The 15,961-nt window shown below is 67.5% G+C and carries 15 protein-coding genes, 1 pseudogene and 1 riboswitch; of the genes and pseudogenes, 6 read left to right on the top strand and 10 right to left on the bottom strand.

Features of this window, described 5'->3' with window-relative positions; genetic code table 11:
- From A8G15_RS29545 to A8G15_RS29530, 4 genes and pseudogenes are all read right to left on the bottom strand, one after another.
- Positions 1-286, bottom strand: a pseudogene (locus A8G15_RS29545) (hypothetical protein); the annotation flags it as partial.
- Between the two features lie 166 nt (positions 287-452).
- Positions 453-875: a DUF6389 family protein gene (locus A8G15_RS32175; RefSeq protein ID WP_425415144.1), complete on the bottom strand. Its 423-nt coding sequence runs from the start codon at positions 873-875 to the stop codon at positions 453-455.
- An 86-nt stretch (positions 876-961) separates the two neighbouring features.
- Positions 962-1,291 carry a hypothetical protein gene (locus tag A8G15_RS29535; protein WP_156665645.1) on the bottom strand — a complete coding sequence of 110 codons (330 nt, stop codon included), beginning with the start codon at positions 1,289-1,291 and terminating at the stop codon, positions 962-964.
- A 211-nt stretch (positions 1,292-1,502) separates the two neighbouring features.
- Positions 1,503-1,895 (bottom strand): hypothetical protein, encoded by a 393-nt coding sequence (locus tag A8G15_RS29530; protein ID WP_068166788.1) that lies wholly within the window; start codon positions 1,893-1,895, stop codon positions 1,503-1,505.
- A 27-nt stretch (positions 1,896-1,922) separates the two neighbouring features.
- Positions 1,923-2,035: riboswitch (SAM riboswitch) on the bottom strand.
- Positions 2,036-2,371: 336 nt separating this feature from the next.
- Between A8G15_RS29530 and A8G15_RS32315 the strand changes: the two genes are divergently transcribed.
- The gene (locus A8G15_RS32315) at positions 2,372-2,500 is read left to right on the top strand and encodes a hypothetical protein (protein WP_281180815.1); all 129 of its coding nucleotides are present in this window, start codon (positions 2,372-2,374) and stop codon (positions 2,498-2,500) included.
- Between the two features lie 361 nt (positions 2,501-2,861).
- Here A8G15_RS32315 and A8G15_RS29520 read toward each other — a convergent pair whose 3' ends face one another.
- Positions 2,862-3,758 carry an enoyl-CoA hydratase/isomerase family protein gene (locus A8G15_RS29520; protein ID WP_068166786.1) on the bottom strand — a complete coding sequence of 299 codons (897 nt, stop codon included), beginning with the start codon at positions 3,756-3,758 and terminating at the stop codon, positions 2,862-2,864.
- Positions 3,759-3,852: 94 nt separating this feature from the next.
- On the opposite strand from A8G15_RS29520, the gene A8G15_RS29515 reads away from it, so the two are divergent.
- Both A8G15_RS29515 and A8G15_RS29510 read left to right on the top strand, forming a co-directional pair.
- Positions 3,853-4,656, top strand: a complete 804-nt coding sequence (locus tag A8G15_RS29515; protein WP_068166785.1) for an enoyl-CoA hydratase/isomerase family protein — start codon at positions 3,853-3,855, stop codon at positions 4,654-4,656.
- Complete coding sequence (locus A8G15_RS29510) at positions 4,641-6,125, top strand: class I adenylate-forming enzyme family protein (protein WP_425415143.1); 1,485 nt, start codon at positions 4,641-4,643, stop codon at positions 6,123-6,125. Before A8G15_RS29515 ends, A8G15_RS29510 begins: the two co-directional genes overlap by 16 nt.
- A 67-nt stretch (positions 6,126-6,192) precedes the next feature.
- Here A8G15_RS29510 and A8G15_RS29505 read toward each other — a convergent pair whose 3' ends face one another.
- Together A8G15_RS29505 and A8G15_RS29500 are read right to left on the bottom strand one after the other, a co-directional pair.
- Positions 6,193-7,653, bottom strand: coding sequence for a CYTH and CHAD domain-containing protein (locus A8G15_RS29505; protein ID WP_068166783.1), 1,461 nt, complete (start codon positions 7,651-7,653; stop codon positions 6,193-6,195).
- Positions 7,654-7,767: 114 nt separating this feature from the next.
- The gene (locus tag A8G15_RS29500; protein WP_082900258.1) at positions 7,768-9,279 is read right to left on the bottom strand and encodes an aldehyde dehydrogenase family protein; all 1,512 of its coding nucleotides are present in this window, start codon (positions 9,277-9,279) and stop codon (positions 7,768-7,770) included.
- A 260-nt stretch (positions 9,280-9,539) separates the two neighbouring features.
- Between A8G15_RS29500 and A8G15_RS29495 the strand changes: the two genes are divergently transcribed.
- Complete coding sequence (locus tag A8G15_RS29495; protein ID WP_068166782.1) at positions 9,540-10,808, top strand: cytochrome P450; 1,269 nt, start codon at positions 9,540-9,542, stop codon at positions 10,806-10,808.
- A gap of 78 nt (positions 10,809-10,886) precedes the next feature.
- Here A8G15_RS29495 and A8G15_RS29490 read toward each other — a convergent pair whose 3' ends face one another.
- The gene (locus A8G15_RS29490) at positions 10,887-11,684 is read right to left on the bottom strand and encodes an SDR family NAD(P)-dependent oxidoreductase (protein ID WP_068166780.1); all 798 of its coding nucleotides are present in this window, start codon (positions 11,682-11,684) and stop codon (positions 10,887-10,889) included.
- A 208-nt stretch (positions 11,685-11,892) separates the two neighbouring features.
- Between A8G15_RS29490 and A8G15_RS29485 the strand changes: the two genes are divergently transcribed.
- Positions 11,893-12,633 (top strand): TetR/AcrR family transcriptional regulator, encoded by a 741-nt coding sequence (locus A8G15_RS29485; RefSeq protein ID WP_068166779.1) that lies wholly within the window; start codon positions 11,893-11,895, stop codon positions 12,631-12,633.
- Positions 12,634-12,645: 12 nt separating this feature from the next.
- Here A8G15_RS29485 and A8G15_RS29480 read toward each other — a convergent pair whose 3' ends face one another.
- Positions 12,646-14,193 carry an ABC transporter substrate-binding protein gene (locus A8G15_RS29480; protein WP_342671607.1) on the bottom strand — a complete coding sequence of 516 codons (1,548 nt, stop codon included), beginning with the start codon at positions 14,191-14,193 and terminating at the stop codon, positions 12,646-12,648.
- A 206-nt stretch (positions 14,194-14,399) separates the two neighbouring features.
- Positions 14,400-14,855 (bottom strand): VOC family protein, encoded by a 456-nt coding sequence (locus A8G15_RS29475; protein ID WP_068166776.1) that lies wholly within the window; start codon positions 14,853-14,855, stop codon positions 14,400-14,402.
- Positions 14,856-14,960: 105 nt separating this feature from the next.
- Here A8G15_RS29475 and A8G15_RS29470 point away from each other — a divergent pair, with 105 nt between their 5' ends.
- The gene (locus A8G15_RS29470) at positions 14,961-15,956 is read left to right on the top strand and encodes a helix-turn-helix transcriptional regulator (RefSeq protein ID WP_068166774.1); all 996 of its coding nucleotides are present in this window, start codon (positions 14,961-14,963) and stop codon (positions 15,954-15,956) included.
- The last annotated feature ends 5 nt before the right edge of the window (positions 15,957-15,961 follow it).

The raw sequence follows: 15,961 nt of genomic DNA, 5'->3' as shown, positions 1-15,961 counted from the left end.
CGTGGGCTCGGATGTACCGGTTCCCACGTTCGGTTTCAGCTGCCGCCACGACGGCGAGTTGTTCGATTTCGCGGTCGAAGTAGGCCGTATCGCTTGCGGTTACGTCACCGCCCAGTCGGTTCACGGCGCTGGTGAACCCCGCTGCGCCGCCGGGGCAGTCCAGGATTCTCCGGGACAGGTCCTCATCGGTGAGGTTGAACATCGACCGGTACTCATCCAGTGAACGGGAACTGATCAGCATCTCGCCGATACCTGCTCGGAGAACATCATCGCTGTCGTGGGTCATGAGGTGGTTCCTCTCTCGGATCGTGGCCACCTCACTCCGCCGACCGGTGTCACTGCGTGCAGAGACGTGAGTGTCATCGACCGCGGAGAAGGCGGCCGGACAACACAGTTCGCAAGGCCGCTAGAGGTACGGCCACCAGTGCTGCGTCGGGTTCATCACCGCACCATTACAGCACGGCAGAAAACCGACCCGGCGCACAGGCCGAAGTCGGGTCGCCCGTCCGATCGATCGACGAAAACGAGGTCACGGCTCCTTCCGAGTTCGTGACCTCGTTCGTCGCAGTTCGTAGAGCTGCTCCGAGTGTGCCTTCGGGAGAAGCGACATCCCAGCGCAAGCCCCTTTCCCCGATCGGGACGAGCGGACCGAGCCACTCGGCGACGGTATCGACGACGACCTCTTCGAGCTCGTCCCGGGTCCATCCGTGCGGGCGAGACGGCACCGCCGGCTTCCAGTCCCGCTCTCCCCAGACCACGCCGAAGAGATGACGCTCGGCATCGAGCCTGCGATCGAGCGCGAACGCGTCGGAACCCTCGAACCACGCCCGGACATCGAACGGTCCCTCGCCGTCCTGGTCGACGAACACCTCGATGATGATGCCTCGGTGCGTTCGGTCGCGGCGTCCCCGATCTTCGCGAGCCGCACCGCCACGTCATCCGATGCTGCCTCCAGCGGTTCCTACTGCTCACCGAGGAATGCGACCTTCCGGATCTCGACATCCGCGTCCACGGTCGCATCCCTGGCAGCAATATGCTCGATCATCTGCTTCACCGCACGATGGATCGTGCTCTGCAGGAAGGACTTCAGGTCCGGCGCCTCCCGCACTTCATCACGGTTGATGCGAATCTGTCCCGTCATCCTGCGCTTTGCCACCGACACCCGCGGTACATGGAGGCCACTCGGGTCACAGGTCGACGAGATCTCCGCACCGACGTGCAGGAAAATGTCGAGTTCGTACGGAAGGTCGATGCCGCGCGGCTTCCGCTTGATCCCCGACACCACTTGCACGAGTTCGGGATCGGGCCCGCCGTATACAGTGCGAAAAGCAATCGAACCCAGTACCGGCCCCTTCCCCTCGCCTACTCACGGTCCAGCCACGCGTCGCCGTGCGGCCGTGGTCACCTCCGGCCGCGATCATAGGCTGTGTCGGTGACAGACCTCGCCGTCCCACGTTCGGCATCCGGCAGGCGATGTGTACGGCAGCGGAGTCCAGCGACCTCTATGCGACCCGGCGAGATCCGGGACCGGTGAACGCCTCCTCGGAGCAGGCCGTCCAGTGTTCCGTATCGCACAATGTGAAGACGGCTCGGTCGTCGGGTCCCCTGCCGGGAAGTACCAACACGCGCCAGCGCGGGATCCACTCCCCCACGTCGCCGCCGGAGTCGAGGGCATCGGCGATCGAGTCGACGTCGTGATGTAGGAACCGGAATTGTCTTCCGTCCCAGGACAGTTGCACGACACTCTCCTCGACGATCTCGACGAGAACGTGCACGGCGAGGTCTCGATCCCGCAGCGCGCGAAGCACACGGATGCGATGGACCTGGTGGCCGTCGTGAGGGGATCGGCAGGACGCGGCATCGGTATGGACGATCGAACGGGCGATGAGGGTCATCGTGTTCCTCCGGGTAAGCCCCGGGACGGGGCGCTCGTGCCCGAGCCGGTCGGTCTCGGACCGCTTCGTCACCCGAACCACCCGCGAGCGTGGGGTTGGTCTGCCGTCAAGTCGGGGCTTTGCGACGGCAAGTCGTGAAGCACCGCCACTCTACCCCATGCTTCTCATCGCGCAATCTTCACCGCCCGGACGCCCGGGACGCCACCCCGCCGATGCCGCCCGACCCTCGGCCTGAACGACAACCTTCGGCACACTGAAAACCTACAATCTCCGTCCATGACCGACCGAGTTCACGACGACCTGCGACGGCCCGGCGGCCTGAGCTTTCCCGGTGCCGCCCGGCGATCGCGCTCACCGCTGCCCTGGCGTCCGTCCGCGCGGTCGGCATCCGGCAGTTCTTCTCCGGGGCACCGGGAGTCGGGCACTTCCGCAGTGTCGAGGGGCGGACCGTCTATCTCGACGCCTACGCGCGGACGATGACCACGCTGCCCGCACCCACGGCGACCCACGACATCGCGACCGAATTCGGAACCGTGCGCGTGTACGAATGGAGGTCACCCGAGACGGCGGGCACCGTGCCCGTCGTACTGCTTCGGCCCCGCTGAGGTCGACAGCGGATCAGGACCAGCTCGCCGACCTGACCGTGCCGACCTATGTCGCTATCGCGGAACGTGATTCGATCGCCGGCGGCGGAAAGGCCGTGGAACGGGCGCGACACCTCCCGAACGCCACCGTAACGGTGTTTCCGGACACCACACATTCTCTTCCGATGCAAGCCGCGGATCGACTCGCCTCCGAGCTACCCGCATTCCGGCGTCGGGCCGAGCAGAGGTAACCACGGAGTACCGCACCCCCGCGATCGCTTCGTCGCCGGACGGGATGTGAGTTCGATTCGTGCTCACGATCCCGCGGTACCCGCGTCGCGGCGTCTGCTTCCGGCGGCCGGTACAGCCCACGGGCGATGACCTACTGCAACTCGGGTTCGGGGACGTGGAAGTGCTCGTCGCGCAGGCGGAATGCGTTCCTGGTTCCGTGTTCGGCCCGGGCTTTGACGAAATTGAACTCACCCGGCCCGAACTGGAGGTTGGTGCCGAACGCATGGAACAGGTAGCTCGCGACCTCCTCACCCTGATATGCCTGGCTCTGCTCGACGAGCCGGAACGCCTCCTTCGCGATGACGACACCGTCGGCGGGCATCTTCGCGGTCTTCTCCGCCCAGTACCGGGCGCGCGCGGTGACCGCGCCGGGCTCACACGTCTCGGTGAACACCCCGAGGTGCTCGACGGATGCGGCATCGACGATGTCGCCGGTCAGCAGCAGTCTGCGTGCGAGGACCGGACCGAGCCGATGGAAGAACATGTGCAGGCTGCCCAGCGCCGGCCCGAGGAACCGGGTCGCGGGCATGCCGATGCGCGTGTCCCGCGCGATCACGGAGATGTCGGTCATCAGGGCCATCTCGAACCCACCGCCGAGCGCGTAGCCCGCGATCTCACCGACCGTGACCTTCGGATAGCCCATGAAGTCGTGGTAGAAGCCGAACGTCCTGCGGTCGACCGTGAGACGGCGCCGCTGGCTCGGCCGGCTCTTCCGGGGACGGTCCCCGTCGTCGTCCTTGCTGCCGTACCAGCCGTACGCGTTGTTCATGTCGGCGCCGGTACTGAACACACCCTCGGAGCCGCGCAGGAGCACGACCGTGATGTCGTCGTCCTGGGCCGCGTCGTCGAGGTACCGGGCGAGGGCGTCGCGCATCGAAAGGTCGTAGGAATTGCGACGTGCAGGGTCGTCGAGGGTGACGGTCGCGATCCGTCGGTCCCGGTCCGCGTGGTAGAGAACACGTCCGTCCGCGGCACTGGAGCTGGTCATCGTTGTCCCTCTTCCACTTTCGATGCCCGAAGCATAACGGTATGGTCTACTGTAGGTATACCAGTATGGCTGCCCTCCCCGCAGAAGGAAACACATGCCGTTCGACACGATCGAGTACGAGGTCGACGGGCACACGGCCACCCTCACACTCAACCGGCCGGATGCTCTCAACGCGCTCAGCCCGCACATGATCACCGAACTGCGCGCCGCGTACACCGAGGCCGAGAACGACGACAAGGTGTGGACCCTCGTCGTCACCGGCACCGGCCGCGCATTCTGCACCGGCGCGGACGTCAAGGAGATCCCCGGCGACGGCAGGGTGATCAACGAACGCCCGTACCTGTCCACCTACGAACAGTGGGAGGCACCGCAGGAGGGCACACCACCGTTCCGGAGCATGACCAAGCCGATCGTCGTGGCGGTCAACGGCCTGTGCTGCGGCGCCGGACTCGACTGGGTCACGACCGGCGACATCGTGATCGCCTCGGATAAGGCCACCTTCTTCGATCCGCACGTGAGCATCGGCCTGGTCGCCGGCCGCGAGGTGGTCCGGGTGTCCCGCGTGCTGCCCCGCTCGGTCGCCCTGCGCATGGCACTGATGGGCAAACACGAGAGGATGAGCGCCGCACGCGCCTACGAACTGGGCATGGTCACGGAGGTCGTCGAGCACGACCGACTCCTCGAGCGCGCCCACGAGATCGCCGGAATTGTCAATTCCAATGCGCCCCTGGCTGTTCGAGGAACCAGGCTGGCGATCGTCAAGGGCTTGAACGTCCCGCTGCACGAAGCGGAGATGCTGGCCGAGTCGTTCCGCGAACGCGTGACCCGCACCGAGGACGCCCTCGAAGGTCCCCGCGCGTTCGTCGAGAAGCGAGCACCCGAATGGCAGTGCCGGTGACGCACGCACTGTCCGAACGCATCGCCGCGGTCCTGTCGCTCGCGCCTGATTCTCCGATGCTCGAGTTCGACGACGAATGGGTCTCTCGACGGCGGCTGCGCGATGCGGCGCAACGGGTCGCGTCGCACCCCGGAACTGCCGGCGAGGTGGGGATCCTGCTGCGCAACCGCCCCGAGTTCGTGGCCGCGCTCCTCGGTGTCCTGACGTCGGGCGGCACCGTGGTGGTCGTCAATCCCGCGCGCGGCGACGATCGCACCCGCGCCGACATCGCCGCACTCCGGTTGCCGCTGATCATCGGGAGCCCGGACGACCTGCACGCCCTCGTCGACCCCGTACCCGGCACCGCAACCCTCCCGCTGGGCACGCTCGATGCCGGACCGCACCCCTCGCCTGCGACCGTCGCCCCGCGCGCCTCCGGGAAGACCGGGGTGGCGGTCCGGATGCTCACCAGCGGCACCACCGGACCACCCAAGCGCATCGACCTGACCTACGACATGCTCGCCCGGAGCGTCCTGGGACCGGACGCGCGGCGCGCACCCGCACCGTCCCGGCCGCGCGCGGGAGTCGCGATCGTCAACGCACCGCTCGTCCACATAGGCGGGGTGTTCCGGGTGCTGCAGTGCGTCGCCGAAGCCCGGCCGTTCGTGCTGCTCCCCCGGTTCGAACTCGATCGGTGGATCGCCGCGGTCCGTACCCACCGGCCACGCGCCGTCTCGTTGGTGCCGGCCGCGCTGCGCACCGTGCTGCATTCCGGCCTCGGCCGCGAGGACCTTGCGTCGATCGAGGTCGTCACCTCCGGCACCGCGTCGTTGTCCGCCGACGATGCGGACGCCTTCCACGACAAATTCGGCATACCGGTGCTCACGTCGTATGCCGCGACCGAGTTCGGGGGTGGCGTCGCGGGCTGGACTCTCCCCGAGCACCGCGCGTACTGGCATGCCAAACGCGGCAGCGTCGGCCGAGCGAGCGGCGGCGCCCGACTACGGGTCGTGGACGACGACGGCGCCATCCTGCCGGCCGATCGTCCCGGTCTGCTCGAGGTCCAGCCGGGACAACTGGACACGACCTCGGAGTGGATCCGCACCACCGATCTCGCGCGCATCGACGAAGAGGGATTCGTGTGGATCCTGGGCCGCGCCGATCAGGCGATCATCCGGGGCGGCTTCAAGATTCTGCCCGACGACGTGCGCGCCGCACTGGAACAGCATCCCGGGGTCGACGGTGCCGCGGTCGTGGCGTGGCCGGACGACCGACTCGGCGAGGTGCCGGTCGCGCTCGTCGAATTGCGCGACGAGGAGAACCCGAACCCTCGGGGGATCATCGGATTCCTGCGAACCCGGCTGGCTCCGTACGAGATTCCCGCACGCATCGTGATCGCCGATGCACTTCCCCGGACACCCTCGGGCAAGGCCGATCTCGACGCGGTCCGCGCCCTGATCGCCGAGACGCCCGACGGCGGCGGCGACTGAGTATGCCCGGCAGTCCCGATCCGCTGGAAAAAAATGATGCCGGACTCCCGGACCGACGGCTTGCCGTTCAGGTGGCCAGGCCGGCGACGTCGCGTCGAGTTCGCTCGGCCGACCGGATTTCGAGCCCGTACAGCAACCCGAAGGTGAACCCGTTCTCCCCGGGGGTGGTCCCGGCGCGGGCACCGAACTCGCGCAGCAGGTCCGTGGCCGCAGCACTGTCCTGATGCTCCCCCAACACCTGCTGAATATTCCTGTAACGTGCGGTGTTTCGCTTCACCTGGCGGCGGCCCAGCAGCGGCGTGGCCACCTCGGTTGCACAGCGGGCCCGTTTCGCAGCCTTGTGCGCCCGATGCAGCGCCTCCTCGTCGCCGCCGTCGGCCGCGGCCCGCACCCACTTGTCGGCCTTGCGTTCCGCCCGCCGCGTCGCCTTCACCACGATCCGCTCACCGTCCGCCACCTCGGTCAGCGGGGGCTGTGCCCGCCAGCGCCCGAGCGTGACGAGCAGTGTGCGATACCGGTCGGAGTCGAGGGTGCGGGACACCTCGTCGAGCCGGCGACGCTGATCGGCGTGCAGATCGGTGTCGATCCGCGTGGCAACGGGGCCCATCACCAGCTCCGGGGGCAAAGTCTCGAGGGCGACAGCGAACCGGGCGCGCTGCACCTGCCTGTCCCGAACATGGCCGAGTAATCCTGCATACCAAGCCAATTCGGTGTCGAGCCATATTGCTTCCGAGGATTCGAACAGGTCATGAAACACCCGCAGGGCACTACGCAGCCGCCGAATCGCGATCCGGACGGGATGGATCGGGTCCAGCCCCCGGCGCAGCCACACGTCGCCCGCGCCGATGACCTGGATCTGGGTGTCCAGATAGGGACCGAGCACCCGATGCGGTGACGAGCCTTCCGCGACCGGAGTCGCGCGGTTCGGGTCCGCGTCGACCGCGGCGAGCGCACGGTCGAGCTCGCTGCGTTTCGGCACCGGCTCGGTACCGGCCAGCGCCGCGGCGATCCCGGAACGCTGTTTCTTCGATGCCTTCGAACCGATATCGACGTGGATCTGCTGCCAACGTTCGATTCCTGCCACGGCGCCGATCACGGTGGCCGAGACGGTTTCGACACCGATCCGGGCGATCAGGCGGTCCTTACGGTCGTACCATTCGTGTCGCTCTTCGCCGATGCCGAGGGTGACCGAGCGCCGCAGCGGCTTCCCACCCGCCAGACCTGCCACCGCCGCGGTCAGTTCGTCCGGCACGACGTTACTGTCGGAGGAGGTGACGTGCAGCTCGGTGCCGAGCGTGCCCGGCACGATCAGTTCCCAGCCGGCCTCACCGCCGGGTCCCGGGGTGCGGTACCCCAGGATGCACCCCCAGCGCCGCAGATCCCGCTCGTCCGTGTCGAGATAGATGCTGCGGCGCTCACGGCCGGGGTGCTCGACGTGCCGGCCACCGGGCACGACATCCTTCCATCTCGGCAGATCCGACCCGGACAACGCAAGGTAGGTGGTCTGGGCCTTCGCGGACGAAGTCATGACAACAAGTCTGTCGCATCCGGGCTGGCTTCGGCAGCGAACGCAGCGCATTCGCTCTTCCGGACGCGAGGCTCGACGGCACGGCAGCACCCGGGCGGCCCGGCGCTCCCGCGGTCACGGCATGGGCGTTCCCGCCGCAGACTGGCGGCGGATGCGTCGCCGCGAGCGACGGTGGGCGGCCTTCAGCGCCAGATCGACGATCTTCCGGGTCGGGACCGCGAACGGTGGTGCCGCGATCGCGGTGACGGCGAACGGCAGATCGGTGCCGACGATCGTGCGGTGATGACTGAACGTGTCGAACCCGGCCTTGCCGTGGTAGGCGCCCATCCCGCTGTGCCCGACACCCCCGAACGGCGCATCGTCGGGGAACATGTGGATCGCGAAGTCGTTCCGCGCGACACCGCCGGTACGGGTACGGCGGACGAAACGGCGGAAGTCCGGGCCGTCGGGACCGAACCAGTAGGCGACCAGCGGTGACGGGCCGGAGTTGACCCGCATGATCACCTCGTCCAGCGCCGTGTACGGGCGGACGACGACGACCGGCCCGAAGATCTCCTCGGTCGCGATGCGCATCTCGTCGGTGACGTCGCGGACGACGGTCGGCGCGATCTTGCGGGTCGCAGGGTCGGGCAGATTCTCGCCGGTCGGGAGGAGCGACACGATCCGCGCACCGCGTGCCCGGGCGTCGTCGAGCAGCGCCAGAATCCTTTCGTAGTTCGCGGTGTCGACGCACGCGGTGTAGTCGTCGTTGCCGACGACGGTCGGAAACATCTCGCGCAGTGCCGAGTGCAGCGTGACGGTGAACGCGTCGATCCGGTCTGCGGGCACGTACACGTAGTCGGGGCACACGCACACTTGGCCGCCGTTGACCATCCGTGCGCGGGCGATGCGCACGGCGGACCGGTGCACGTCGGCGTCCGGTGCCACCACCACCGGATTCTTCCCGCCGAGTTCGAGCGTCACCGGTACCAGGTTCTGCGCGGCGGCCCGCTGGACGAGCCGCCCCACGCGGGTCGAGCCGGTGAAGAACAGATGATCGAAGGGCAGCGCCGAGAATTCCGCCGCCACGTCGGCGCCGCCGGTGACGACCGCGAGTTCGGTCGGGTCGAAATAGGACGCCGCCAGCTTCCGGGTGAGTTCGGCTGTGTGTCCGGTGATCTCGGACATCTTGATCATCACGCGGTTGCCGGCGGCGAACGCGGCCGCCGCAGGCAGCACCACCAGGTTGAGCGGGAAGTTCCAGGGTCCGACGATGCCGACGACGCCGAGTGGGGTGGGCTGGACCTCGGTACGGATTCCGTAGAACAGCGCCCCGGGCTTGGGGTTGCGCGGTTTCATCCATTTGTCGATGTGGGCGCGGGTGTGCTCGATCACGGACAGCATGCCCATGATCTCGGTGAACAGCGTCCCGGTGCGCGAGCGCGTCCCGAAATCGCTGCCCAGCGCGTCGACGTAGGCCTCGCGGTTGTCCAGAACCATCGCAACGAGCCGGTCAATCCGCTCCCGCCTGACCGCAGCGGCGGGCGGACCTTCCGCCAGGAACGCCCGGCGCTGATCGGCGAGCAGCGTGCCGGGGTCCGATGCACGGTCGGCTCCGGTGGAATTGTCCGTGGACACGGTGGTCATTCGCTCGGCCTTTCCGGTCGGTTCCGTCGGATCATCGTGGATGCCGCCACGAGTTCCCGGCCGCTCGCGAAATTCCACCGGCGTCCCCCGAGTCGGTCTCGCACACTTCCACCCACCGGTGGTTACCCATCCCGTAATATCAACTGTAACATCGAACACATTCTCCGACATCCGATTGCAGGGGGCACCGTGACGGGCCGGAACAACATCGAACCACCCACCGATACAACACTTCCTGGGTTCCGGACGGGCGCGGCTCGATGACCGCCGGCACCACCGCATCCCGTCGCCCCTATCACCGACTCGACATCTCGGCCCCGGAGTTCTGGAAGAACGACTTCCGCACCCGCGACGAGACGTTCGCAGTCCTGCGCGCCGAGGAGGGACTGAGCTGGCACGCACCGACCCCGTCGATCTTTCCGCACGCCGAGACCGGATTCTGGGCCGTCACGCGCCACAGCGACATCCAGTACGTCAGCCGCAATCACGAACTGTTCTGTTCGAGCCAGGGCGTGAGCATGGACCCCATGCCGGCCGAGATCCAGCGGGCAATGACCTTCTTCCTCGCCATGGACCCGCCCGAGCACACCCGGTATCGCCGCCTGATCAACATGGCGTTCACCCCGAGACAGATCCGGATGATCGAGAACCAGATCCGAGCCAGCGCCCGTGACATCGTCGACGAACTGGTCGAGGATCTCGAGACGAACGGCACGGTGGATTTCGCTGCGGAGTACGCGCGCAAGATGCCGATGCGCACGATTTCGGACATGATCGGCGTCGCTCCCGAAGATCGCGAGAAGATCGCCGATGCGGTGGAGAGCCTGTTCGGCGCCAGCGACGACGAGTACTCCTCCCTTGAGGAACGCGCGCCGCACCTGATGACCCAGCTAGGCATCCTCGCCGGCGCCGGCATCGACCTCGCTCGGGCACGTCGCGAGGATCCCCGCGACGATCTGATGACCAACATCGTGAACGCCGAGGTCGACGGTCATCGCCTGAGCGACGAGGAGATCGGCGCCTTCATGGTGCTGCTCGGTTCCGCGGGCAACGACACTACCAAACAGGCCAGCAGTCACGCGCTGGCCGCGCTAGTCGCGAACCCCGATCAGCGGGACTGGCTGCTGGACGACTTCGATGCCCGTATCGACGGCGCCGTCGAAGAGTTCGTGCGCTGGTCGACCCCGGTCATCCACTTCGCCCGCCACGCGACGGAAGACACCGAGGTCGCCGGCACGAAGATCGATGCGGGCGAGAAGATCGTGCTGTTCTACTGTTCCGGCAACCGCGACGAGTCGGTGTTCGCGCGACCCCACCAATTCGACGTCACCCGGACCCCGAACCCGCATGTCGGTTTCGGCGCGCCCGGCCCCCACGCGTGCCTGGGCCGTCAGCTCGCGAAGATGGAACTACGGCACCTGTTCCACGAACTGCTCACCCGGCTGCCGGATCTCACCGTCGGGGAAGCCGATCATGTGCACAGCGATTTCGTGCACGGCATCAAACGCATGCCGATCGGCTTGCGCTGACGGGCGCCCGGTCTCCCGGTGACGGAAACGTTCGCCCGAACGGACCGGGTATCGGTTCCCGCCGCCCGGGACGACGGATCACGTGAAATCCGAGCCCCCGTCGACATTGACGTTCGCGCCGGTCATGTACGAGTTGCGACGGGAGGCGAGGAACGCGACGACCGCACCGATCTCGTCGGGCATACCGGCGCGCGGAAGCTGCGCGGCGTGCCCGTATTCGGTGTCGATGAGCCCCATCAACCGATAGGGATCGTCCGACTCGACGCCCACCGACGCCGCCCAGCCGACCAGGGCGGGCGTCACCACCGTGCCGGGCGAGACGACGTTGACGAGGATCTCGTCACGGGCGAGCAACAACGACAGATTCTTCGATGCGCTCGTCACCATCGCCTTCGCCGCGGTGTAGGCGGCCAGCGAAGCACTCTGCCGCTGCGTCGATTGCGCGGAGAAGTTCACGATTCGGCCCCATTCGGCCCGCCGCAGCATCGGCAGGGACGCACGGACGCACCGCACCATCGACAGCACACCGTCGTCGACGGCATCGTGCCACTGCTCGTCGGTCAGGACGTCGAAGGTCCCCCGAACGTCGGGGCCGACCGCGTTGACGAGAACGTTGAGTTCGCCGTTCCACCGTCGGCCCAGTTCCGCGAATGCCGACGTGACACACGCGGCGTCGCGAACGTCGGCGACCAGTCCGACCGCATCCGGGCTGCCACGCCCGGCCAGTTCACCGACCGCGGCGGCGACGTCGGCCTCCGAGCGACCGACGACGGCGACGCGCGCCCCCTCCTCGGCCAGGCACCGAGCGCTGGCCAGGCCCATCCCGCGGCTGCCGCCGACGACCACCGCCGCCGCGTCCCCGAGCCCCAGATCCACCGCGTCCCCCTTTCGTCGCGACCCCGCACAATTGCCGACGATGTTACTGTATTGCTATCGGTAAAACTTTCGGGACAGCCCGCCGGCGATCCGCCCGTGTCCTCATCGGTATCATTTACCGTGGCATGTACGGGCGAAGCGGCGGCATCGAGCCGGTTCGGCGAACGTGTGGCATCTCGGTGACACGCGACAGAGTTGGGAGTGTGAAATGGCGAAACGGCCACGACGCGAACGAGGTTCGCTCAACCCTGACGACATTCTCGACGGCGCGTTCGAACTCGCGGACGAGGTCTCGATCGACAACCTGAGCATGCCCATGCTCGGCAAGCATCTCGACGTGGGCGTCACCAGCATCTACTGGTACTTCCGCAAGAAGGACGACCTCCTCAGCGCCATGGCCGATCGGGCGCTGCGCGAGTACACGTACTCGATGCCGTTCGTCGAAGCCGCGAACTGGCGCGACACCTTGCGCAATCACGCACGGACCGTCCGGGAGACGTTCGTGAACAACCCGATCCTGTGCGACCTGATTCTCATCCGGTCCTCGCTGAGCCCCAAGGCAGCCCAACTCGGCGCGAAGCAGACCGAGAGCGTAGTCGCGAACCTCATCGAGTCGGGATTCACGCTCGAGGATTCGGTCGACGTCTACTCGGCGGTCCAACTGCACGTCCACGGCATGATCGTGCTGCACCGTCTCCAGGAGAAGAACCGCCAGTCCGAGGCTCCGTCCGGTGCGTACTACGAACTCTTCCCGATCTCCTCGGAAACCACGCCGCTGCTCGCCGAGGCGAACACGAAGGGACTCCAGAGCGGGGCGCCCACCGACCGGAACTTCGAATACGGACTCGAGTGCATCCTCGACCACGCCGGACGCCTGCTCGAAGCCGGACGCTCCTCAGGCACGAGCCCGAAAGCGAAGTCCCGCAACGCGACAGCTGTCACGAACTAGCACGCCCCCTGCTCAACGGCCGGCGAGCCACAGTTCCTCGGGCAGCGGAGACCCCATGCCGTACATGCGGACACCGTGGATATCGCCGGTGCGCATCACCGACGGTGCCGCCCGCATGTACCAGATACCGAGGTCCAGGGCGGCCAGACGCTCCTGAACCGTGTCGTACGCGGCCTTGCGTTCACCGAGGTCGACGCCGGCCGAACCGGCGTCGAGGGCGGCGTCGAGCTCCGGATCGGCGACGCCCGTGACATTGCCCGGGGACTTCGAGTGGAACGAGCTCCACAGCGTCGTGTGCGGCTCCTGGACGCCTGCCGACCAGATCGTCGCATCGAAGTCGCGGCCGCTGTAGCGCGGCATGAACGCGGCGTAGTCGAGGATCTCCACATTCACCTCGACGTTGTCGAACGCGCTGAGCTGGGCCTGCACGGCTTCGGCGACGGACTTGATCTCGACGAGTGAGGTCGTGGTGAACGTGAACTCGACCGGTTTCCCCTCCGCCGCGAGTTCGTCGAACAGCCGCTGCGCCTCGTCGGGGTCGTGGTCTCCGAGTGGAATGTCGGCGAAGAACGGCGAACTCTCGGCGAAGAGCGTCCGGGGAACCTCGGCGTCACCACCGAAAACCGCGTCGTTTATCGCGTTCGTGTCCACCGCGGCCGCGACGGCGCGGCGTGCGCGTACGTCGTCGAAGGGGGCCCGGCGCGCGTTCAGGGCGATGTACTGTCCGCCGCCTTCCCGGACGATGTCGGTGACGTATCCCGCCTCCCTCGCGCGGGCCAGGGCCGACCAGCTCGACTCGGCCACGAGATCCGCTGCCCCGCCGACGAGAACGTTGGTGCGCTGGTTGACGTCGCTGACGGTCCGCAGGGTGATGTGATCGAGGTAGGGCTTGGGAGCATCCCAGTAACCGGGGTTACGATCGAGCTCGATACGGTCCTGGCGGCGCCATTCGGTCAGCACGAACGGCCCGGCCCCGACCGGCGCACTGTTGAACGCCTCCTGCCCCTTGCCCAGGGCAGCGGGCGAGGCGATCCAGTTGAGTGCGCTCGCCGCGATCGAGTGCGCGAACTGCGGATTGGCCGCCGCCATCGTGATCTTCACCGTGGTCGGGTCCACGACCTCGGTCGATGCGACCTGCGAAGCCTGAGGCAGCGATGCCGACGCGGTGGCGGGATCACGGAGCCGGTCCCAGTTGAAAGCGACGGCCCGCGCGTCGAGCGGAGTGCCGTCGGTGAAGGTGAGATCGGGCCGCAGCGACAGCGTGAAGGTGGCGCCGCCGTCCGTGGTCGCGAGATCGGTGGCAAGCTTGTACTCGACCTCGAGGGACTCGGGGTCGTCGACGAGCAGAGTTCCGTAGATCGCGTTTCCGAGCAGCGCCTGGCCGACCCAGTTGTTCGCCAGGACGGCGGGATCGAGCGACACCGGTTCGCGCACCTGGACCGTGCGCGCCGAGCCTCCGCCGACCGGATCGCCCGCCGGCTCCACAGCGGCGCCTGCGGATTCGGACCCGCCGCTTCCGCACGCACCGACCAGCAGCAGTGCCGCACACAGTGCGATCACGGAAATGGATGGACGTCTCGGCCTGATCATCGGTGCCCTTCCCACGCGCGAAGGGGGCGCTGTGCGCCCCGACGCAAAGTAGCAAATTCGGACACATTACAGAACACTCCCACCTGAAATCGCGGGGAAGGGTTCCGGATCCCGGGACTACAGCACGGACGTGGCGAACCGTCCGCACTGCAGTCCCGATGACCACCCTCGACGTCCTATGCGGCGGCGACGTCGAGGATCCAGGTCACTCCGAAGCCGTCGGTGAGCATCCCGAAGCCGGGGCTCCACGCCGAGGCGGCGAGAGGCTCGACGACGGAGGCACCGACGGACAGCTTGTCCCAATAGCTCTGCACCTCGTCCAGGCTCTCGCCGCGAACGGAGACGAAGAAGGGTCGGTCCGTGAGGGTGACGCCGTTCTCGCGACGCGTCGATCCCGCCGTCTCCGTGGATCCGTCCGTGCGGCCGGGGATGTCGTACCCCATGACCCGGAATCCGTCTCCGGTCTCGACCTGGCCGAAGACGACGTGGTCGGCACCGGAAGCCTCCGCAGGCATGCCGGAGTCTCCGTAGGTCACGATCGTGACCCGACCGCCGAAGACGGACCCGTAGAACTCCAGTGCCGCGCGAGCGTCGCCGCGGAAGTTGAGGTGAGTGGTCGTCGTGATGCTCATGTCTGCTCCTGAGTGAGGGCGGTGTCCGGGCGTGCTCCCTGACGACATCGACCCTCACATCCGAGTAGGTCGGTTTCGGTCCTATACAGACCTAGGATCGGAGGCATGCCCTCGACCGCCTCTCGCCTGCTCGATCTGCTGTCGCTGCTCCAGAGCCGGCGTGACCGGCCGGGCACCCTGCTGGCCGAACGGTTGGGCGTCAGCCGCCGCACGGTCCGCCGCGACGTCGACCGGCTCCGGGAGATGGGATACAACATCCACGCAACGATGGGGCCGGAAGGGGGCTACCGCCTCGAGGCCGGAAACGAGCTGCCACCACTGCTTTTCGACGACGATCAGGCAATCGCGCTCGCTGTCGCCCTGCAGGCCGCAGCAACGACGGGGGTCGGGATCGAAGAAGCCGCCACCCGCGCCCTGACCACCGTGCGGCAGGTGCTGCCCACCCGCCTACGGCACCGTCTCGACGGGCTGACCTTCACGGCGATCCCCCCGGGCTCCGGGACGACCGCATCCGACTCGGTGCCGCCGGCGACACTCGTCGCGATCTCTGCGGCCGTCCGCGCACGCGAGGTACTCCGCTTCGACTATGCGAGCAGGCACCGCACAGCCGACACCACCTCTCCGCCGCACCGGGTGGAGCCGCACCATCTCGTCACCGCCCGGGGCCGCTGGTATCTGGTCGCATGGGATCTCGAGCGCACCGACTGGCGCATCTTCCGCGCAGACCGCATCACGCCCCGCATCCCGACAGGACCGCGCTTCGCGCCGCGCGAGGTCCCCGGGGGCGACGTCGCGCAGTTCGTGTCGGCCAGATTCAAGGGTTCCGAAGGCACCGATCGGTGGCCCTGCCACGGCAAGGTCGTCCTCCATCGGCCGGCCGGTGAGATCCTCCCCTTCGCCGGAGACGCCGTCGTCGAGGATCTCGGCCCCGGAAAATGCGGACTGGAAGCCGGATCCTGGTCCTGGGTGGCGCTGGCCGCCACCCTCAACCGCTTCGACACCGACATCGACGTCGTCGGCCCACCGGAGCTCACTCACGCCTTCGCACTGCTCGCGGCCCGGAACGCGGCGACCGCGGCACCGGAGAGGTCGCCGGGATGACCGAC

The organism is Rhodococcus phenolicus, from assembly GCF_001646785.1.
GTDB lineage: Bacteria > Actinomycetota > Actinomycetes > Mycobacteriales > Mycobacteriaceae > Rhodococcus > Rhodococcus phenolicus.
The sequence above is the reverse complement of the archived record's forward strand: the minus strand, read 5'-3'. Positions and strand labels throughout refer to the sequence as shown.

Coding starts and splice junctions, on each gene's coding strand:
- A8G15_RS29530 (WP_068166788.1), bottom strand. CDS start 1,895: ATGACCCTCATCGCCCGTTCGATCGTCCATACCGATGCCGCGTCCTGC.
- A8G15_RS32315 (WP_281180815.1), top strand. CDS start 2,372: ATGACCACGCTGCCCGCACCCACGGCGACCCACGACATCGCGACCGAA.
- A8G15_RS29520 (WP_068166786.1), bottom strand. CDS start 3,758: ATGACCAGCTCCAGTGCCGCGGACGGACGTGTTCTCTACCACGCGGAC.
- A8G15_RS29515 (WP_068166785.1), top strand. CDS start 3,853: ATGCCGTTCGACACGATCGAGTACGAGGTCGACGGGCACACGGCCACC.
- A8G15_RS29510 (WP_425415143.1), top strand. CDS start 4,641: ATGGCAGTGCCGGTGACGCACGCACTGTCCGAACGCATCGCCGCGGTC.
- A8G15_RS29505 (WP_068166783.1), bottom strand. CDS start 7,653: ATGACTTCGTCCGCGAAGGCCCAGACCACCTACCTTGCGTTGTCCGGG.
- A8G15_RS29500 (WP_082900258.1), bottom strand. CDS start 9,279: ATGACCACCGTGTCCACGGACAATTCCACCGGAGCCGACCGTGCATCG.
- A8G15_RS29495 (WP_068166782.1), top strand. CDS start 9,540: ATGACCGCCGGCACCACCGCATCCCGTCGCCCCTATCACCGACTCGAC.
- A8G15_RS29485 (WP_068166779.1), top strand. CDS start 11,893: ATGGCGAAACGGCCACGACGCGAACGAGGTTCGCTCAACCCTGACGAC.
- A8G15_RS29475 (WP_068166776.1), bottom strand. CDS start 14,855: ATGAGCATCACGACGACCACTCACCTCAACTTCCGCGGCGACGCTCGC.
- A8G15_RS29470 (WP_068166774.1), top strand. CDS start 14,961: ATGCCCTCGACCGCCTCTCGCCTGCTCGATCTGCTGTCGCTGCTCCAG.